Source organism: Flavobacterium sp. SOK18b (assembly GCF_014156605.1).
In the GTDB taxonomy this organism is placed as follows: Bacteria; Bacteroidota; Bacteroidia; order Flavobacteriales; family Flavobacteriaceae; genus Flavobacterium; species Flavobacterium tiangeerense.
The window spans coordinates 1-5955 of the sequence record NZ_QKNZ01000095.1; the positions used below are offsets into that span (position 1 = coordinate 1).

The window sequence follows — 5955 nt, forward strand, 5'->3', positions numbered from 1 at the left end:
TGTTAAATTACCGCCAACGTCCCGCTACTACAGCGGGTTTGGGACTAAATTAAGCCCTATTTTCGGATTTGCCAAATCATCCCAAATACAAAACCAATTTTCCATTAAACCTATTGCCCAAATCCGTTGTAGTTGCTGTTATAGGCTGTTTTTTTTACTTCCAAAACTTCCACCAATTTTTTTTCTCAATTTTCTGAGTTGTTTCAGATTCAATTTCATTAATAGTTGTCAAATCAATTGTTAAACTTCCAATTGAATCAACATCCCAAATGGTTACAGTTTTAATGTTAATTGAATTTAAATTTAAAAACCTTTCAATTTTTTGATCTAAATAATCATCATTTGTGTTTTCTTCTCTATTTGTTCTCGATAATGGAATAATTGATTTATCATCATTTTCAATCCTCTTCATTCTGTCAGCAAGTAATTTCAAAATATTTTCAGGATAACTTGAACTTGCATTTTCGGGAACACTATAATCTTCATCAAAGTGGAAATAATCACTAACTAAGATTGAGAAAAATTGATTATCGCGTTTGTCGTAATAAAACAGTTCAGATAATCTTTCACTTGGTTGAAGAAGACAAATTTTTATCCAATTATATATTTGTTCTTCTGATGTTTGTTCTATTTCCATTTTTTTTCAAAATAGCCTATAACGTTCCGGCGCTTGGCGAGGTTGCGAAGTTCGGAACTAATTATTTTCTGTTAAAGATAAAAATTCTTGCGAAACGTAAACGTGAATTTAATACAAAATTAGCAATCTTGCCAAACGCCTGTTAGCGGTAGTGCATTGTTCTATTGATAATACTCAATGTCTCTTTTCCATTTATATAAATCTTTACCATCGACAGTTTTTATTATTTCAATCCAGTTATTGTTTTTATCATATTTGTATGAAAATGAGATTTTATTTTTTACCATTTTCTTTGTTTCGAATGATTCTTCGGAATAAGTAAGTTTAATTATTTTATCTCCATTGTAAGTATACTTTTTAATTATTTTTGAATTTGATATATTTTCTTCACAACAATAGCTTTCAAGTAATTTGCTGCTGCTGTCATATCTATAATTAGCATAAGTTAATCGTCCGTATCCTTTTGAACTGTTAATTTTAGTTATTAAATTATTGCCCTCATAAACATAGCTGCTTTGGCTTGTTTGAATTGGTTTTTCGTGTTTATCATCAGAATACAAATCAAATATTTGAGTTTTTATAAGCCTATCACTTTCATCATATTCATTAATTAGACTTTTATAAGTCACACCAATTGAGTCTTGTACGCCATATCCCCAACTATTGCCTTCCAATTTTTTCCAACTATTTGGGTTTTTATAAATTGTATACTCTAATTTTCCACTTTTGTTATAATGATTTATGTATTCATCTATTTTTCCGTTTTCATCAAAGTTTTTTCTAACCATAACAATACCTTTTTTATATTTTTTATAATTATGGGAAAATATATTAAGTTCTAAATTCTCATATATTATGTTTTCATCGACAGTTTCTCCATATTCTTTAAAATAATGATTTTCCGTATCAGTTGAATGCGCAGAAGAATCAATAGTACTTATTAATCGATTTTTTTCGTCATATAAGTATCTATATGAATCCATAAAATCATCTTTTTTTCCAAACCAAACATCTTTAATTATTCTTCCTTTTTTATCAAATTGTCTTTCGTAATTCAAATAGTAGCATAAGTTTGATGAATACCAAGTATTAAAAAACCTTGATATGGTTGATTTTGGCCCCATAAAACCAGAATGCCCATAATCAGTGTAGTAAAGTAACTGTGGATTTTCTTTTTCTGTTAAGAATATTACTTTTTCTCTGATTCTTTTGATATTTCCATATATCGTGTCCTTAGGTAAATTTTGCGATATCACCAAAAATGGAATTAGAAATATAAATAATAAAAAGTATGTTGTTTTTTCTTTCATTAAGATTCAATTTCGCCGCAATATTGGCGCATTACCGCTAACGTCCCCGCGCTACAAGCAGTTTGGGACTAAATTAAGCCCATTTTTCGGATTTGCCAAATCTTCCAAATAGAAAACCAATTTCAAATTAAGCCTAATACCCAAATTGCTTGTAGCGTGTGTTACCAGCTGGTTTATTGTCTGCCGATAATTGGATTATGTTTATCTCTTAATGTTTTTTCAAATACTGGCATTACCCAATCATAGTTTTCTGTATCAACTTTTAGAATACTTAATCTAAATGTTTCTTTTTTTATATGTTGTCTTGAATTCAGTTTCAAAGCAAAAGTTGGTTTTCCAAGTTCTTTATGTATGTGTTCGTAAACTCTGCTTTTAATCTTTTTCGATTTTCCAATATACAACGGAATCCATTCATTAAGTTCTGAATGTTTATTAATTCTAATTTTTTTCAAATTGGGAACAAATTTCTTTTTATAAATTTCGTCCTCCCATTCTTTTCTGAAATTTTCAACCCAAGTTTTGAAATCTTCAAAAAGATAATTGTTTTTAATTTCAATAAAATAAATTCCTTTACAATTTATATTTTCCCAAGGAATTTCATTGCAGTTTTCCATATTAAATTCACAGACAAATTCAAATTCTAGGGAATTTGCAAATTCAATGAGTTCGGTATTAATGTTTTTTAGTTTAGTATTTATTAATTCTAATTGTTTCATATTTGTGTAGGTTTGAATTGCGGTTTCTTGAGGAAAACTAGCTGGTAACGTTCTCGCGCTATAAGCAGTTTGGGACTAAATTAAGCCCATTATTCGGATTTGCCAAATCTTCCTGACACAAAACCAACTTCAAATTAAGCCAAATCCCCAAATTGCTTGTAGCGTGTGTTGGTGGCTGGTTATTTTGTCGAAATCACGAATTTCCACAAAGTTTTCACGCTTTTGCTTTTCAGATTCCAATTTTCACGCTTCTACTTTTTCGCTTTCAATTTTAGGAGCAACGCTTTTCAAGTTTCTGCTTTTCACGCTTCAGCTGACAAGTTCCAACTTTGACACTTCTGCTTTTCCGTTTTCAATTTTAAGCGCAACAATTTTCACGTTTCCGCTTTTCAAGCTTCCGTTGGCAAATTCCAACTTTCGCGTTTCTACTTTTCTGTTTTCAATTTTGGCGCAACACTTTTTAAGTTTCCGCTTTTCACGGTTCCACTGGCAAATTCCAACTTTCGCGCTTCTATTTTTTTAGTTTCTGCGAGCTGTGAACTTTATTTCCAAATCGAAATTACCTGCGTAATTTCGGCGCAACTTGCCACCAACGTTCCCGCGCTACAAGCAGTTTGGGACTAAATTAAGCCCATTATTCGGATTTGCCAAATCTTCCAAATACAAAACCAACTTCAAATTAAGCCTAATCCCCAAATTGCTTGTAGCGTGTGTTAGCACTAGTACTTATTCCGATTCTGTTATATGCTGTCAATATAACATTCAAAAAAAGGTCTCTCTCGATAAACTACAGCATCTTTGTATTCTTCGGGTCTTGTTAGCGGACCTTCTCGATGTGAACGCAATTCTCCATTTTTGAGAACATAACTATGATTAATAACTTCTTCAATATCATCGACAGAATAGCCTTCGGGCATTTGAAAAAATTGCCAAAGAAATGTTGACCCAAAACCAAAATGTTTTCCATCTTTCATTTTAAGCGCAAAACCTGTCCAACCCATTGTTGTTTCGCCTTTGATTTGTTTTTGAATTGTCAATGGAAAAGCGAACTTGCTTTTTTCGACTCTATCGATATCATATTCATTTATACAATTGCCATTTGTGACAAAATTTTTCACGATGTTGTAATAACTAGCCCCTGAAGAACGATTAAAAAGCCCTTTTTTAGTTTGTTCTTCTTTGAAACGTCTGATTGCCAAATTTACAACTGTCTTTGGATTTCGGAAAATCACACAAGGCAAAAATGTTCCGTCCGTTAAATAAACAGATGCTCTATACCCAAGCCCAAAAGAATTGTCTTCCAATGGCTCAATATTATCCTTCAAAAATTTGATTATATCTTCCGTTTTATGTCGTTTCATTGGTGTATTAGTGCTAACGTTCCCGCGCTACACGCAGTTTGGGACTAAAGTAAGCCCTATTTTCGGATTTGCCAAATCTTCCAAATACAAACCAATTTTTCCATTAAGCCAAATCCCCAAATTGCTTGTAGCGTGTGTTGGAGGTTCGGTTTTTTATTCGGTTAATATTAATTTATTCGTTTTATAATTCCTGTTACTATTGTTCTGTCCAATAAATTGCTTTTATACACATACCTTTCGTCTTCAAGGATTTCAATTATCTCTACATATATTTTTTCGCCAAGTAAATATTGGGATTCTTTGTCACTAACTTCAATATATGTTAGAACATAATTTGTGTCATTTGTCCACTCAATTTTGTATTTGGAAGTTCCGTTTTTATCTTTCTCAATTTGAGTTTCGTTATTTCTTTCAATTATTGTTTCAGAATTAATTCCATCATTATATTTAAATATTCCGTTTCGGAATAATTCGCATTTCGGAATTTTTAGTGAATCAAGTTTTTTGTTTTCGAATTTTGTATTAATGAATCTAAAAGTATAGTCGTAACAGTTATTTCTCAATTTGCTGTCGGGATAATATTCAATACTTTTACGATATTCAATAACTTGTTTAATATTCTCTTGATTTTTGTAAGTTGTTTTTTCAGGGATAATAGTTACAGTACTCGTTTTTCCTATATTGTCTACGCAAAAGTTTACAGTTAAAAGTTCAACATTAGTTGCATCATCAACATAAAATTCTTGTTGAATTTGAGCATTAATATTTAGGCTTATTAAAAAAAATATTGATAGGATAAATTTCATTAGGATTCTATTTTCTCTTGAGTTTCGCTAAACTGACCGCCAACGTTCTCGCGCTACAGCGGGTTTGGGACTAAATTAAGCCCATTATTCGGATTTGCCAAATCTCCCAAATACAAACCAATTTTCCATTAAGCCAAATGCCCAAATCCGTTGTAGCGTGTGTTATGCCTTCGGTTTTTTAGCAGGCTTTTTATTAAAGTTCAATATTAAATATTTTTTTTATAAAGTAACCCACTAAAATCATTATTATGGCAGATATAACTCCCCATATTTCTTTCGATATTTTAGATTTAATACTTCTTTCCAGTCTTATTTTTAATCTCGGGAGGCTATACCAATTATTAAAAAACTCAAAAAAATCATAAACTAAAACACGTCTTTCAATGTCCGTTAAACTTTCAGCCCACTTTTTTACTCCTAATATTTTTGCCTTTCTGCCGTCAGCAGAAAGTGAGTATTTATTAGTAGATACTTCTTCAACTAAACCGCAAATTATTAATTTATCCATCGACTTCTTCTGCTCATTTAGGAAGATTATTTCTTCCGCATTACAAGGTTTTGTAAAACTAAAATTAGCTTCGGTAAGTCTTTTAAATAAATCTTCTGTTGTCATTCTTTATCGTTTCTGTTTTCGGTTCTCTAAACTGAGGCATAACGTTCTGGCACTACAGCGGGTTTGGGACTAAATTAAACCCATTCTTCGGATTTGCCAAATATTCCAAATACAAAACCAATTTCCCATTCAGCCAAATGCCCAAATCCGTTGTAGTGGCTGTTAGGCGTAGTTTTTGTTTCGTACTTGTTTTAATATTTCATATATTCCTCTTGCGACTTCTATATCATGATTTGTAGGATTTGGTTCGGTTCGTAAATCAATGCCCAACATTCCTTCATGTTGTAAATTAAGCTTCACATTTTTGAAGTTAAATCTACAATAACCCGAGTCAAAAAAGCCGGGATAATAATTTGTAATTTCTACTCCATTTGTTTTTTTTAGTAATTCAGCTCCATCATGAAAAAATTCAGACCAATCTCCATCATCTTCAATACAAAAACACCATTGATTTGAATAAATTAAATAAAACTCTTCTTTGATTTTTTCCAATGAATCGATTTCATTAAAAA

Annotated in this window: 6 protein-coding genes and 1 pseudogene; all 7 read right to left on the minus strand. The window is 31.4% G+C overall.

From position 1 onward, the window contains the following. Positions 1-154: 154 nt before the first annotated feature. Entirely contained in the window at positions 155-637 is a 483-nt protein-coding gene (locus DNC80_RS12995) for a hypothetical protein (protein ID WP_182651597.1), read from the minus strand. 161 nt (positions 638-798) lie between these two features. Continuing rightward, positions 799-1947 (minus strand): hypothetical protein, encoded by a 1149-nt coding sequence (locus DNC80_RS13000; protein WP_182651598.1) that lies wholly within the window; start codon positions 1945-1947, stop codon positions 799-801. Between the two features lie 173 nt (positions 1948-2120). Continuing rightward, positions 2121-2663 carry a GIY-YIG nuclease family protein gene (locus tag DNC80_RS13005; protein WP_182651599.1) on the minus strand — a complete coding sequence of 181 codons (543 nt, stop codon included), beginning with the start codon at positions 2661-2663 and terminating at the stop codon, positions 2121-2123. Positions 2664-3403: 740 nt separating this feature from the next. Next, positions 3404-4024 (minus strand): hypothetical protein, encoded by a 621-nt coding sequence (locus DNC80_RS13010; protein WP_182651600.1) that lies wholly within the window; start codon positions 4022-4024, stop codon positions 3404-3406. Between the two features lie 167 nt (positions 4025-4191). Next, positions 4192-4830: a hypothetical protein gene (locus tag DNC80_RS13015; protein ID WP_182651601.1), complete on the minus strand. Its 639-nt coding sequence runs from the start codon at positions 4828-4830 to the stop codon at positions 4192-4194. A 193-nt stretch (positions 4831-5023) separates the two neighbouring features. Beyond that, the gene (locus tag DNC80_RS13020) at positions 5024-5443 is read right to left on the minus strand and encodes a hypothetical protein (protein WP_182651602.1); all 420 of its coding nucleotides are present in this window, start codon (positions 5441-5443) and stop codon (positions 5024-5026) included. A gap of 162 nt (positions 5444-5605) precedes the next feature. Beyond that, positions 5606-5955 (minus strand): annotated as a pseudogene (locus DNC80_RS13025) (phosphohydrolase); the annotation flags it as partial.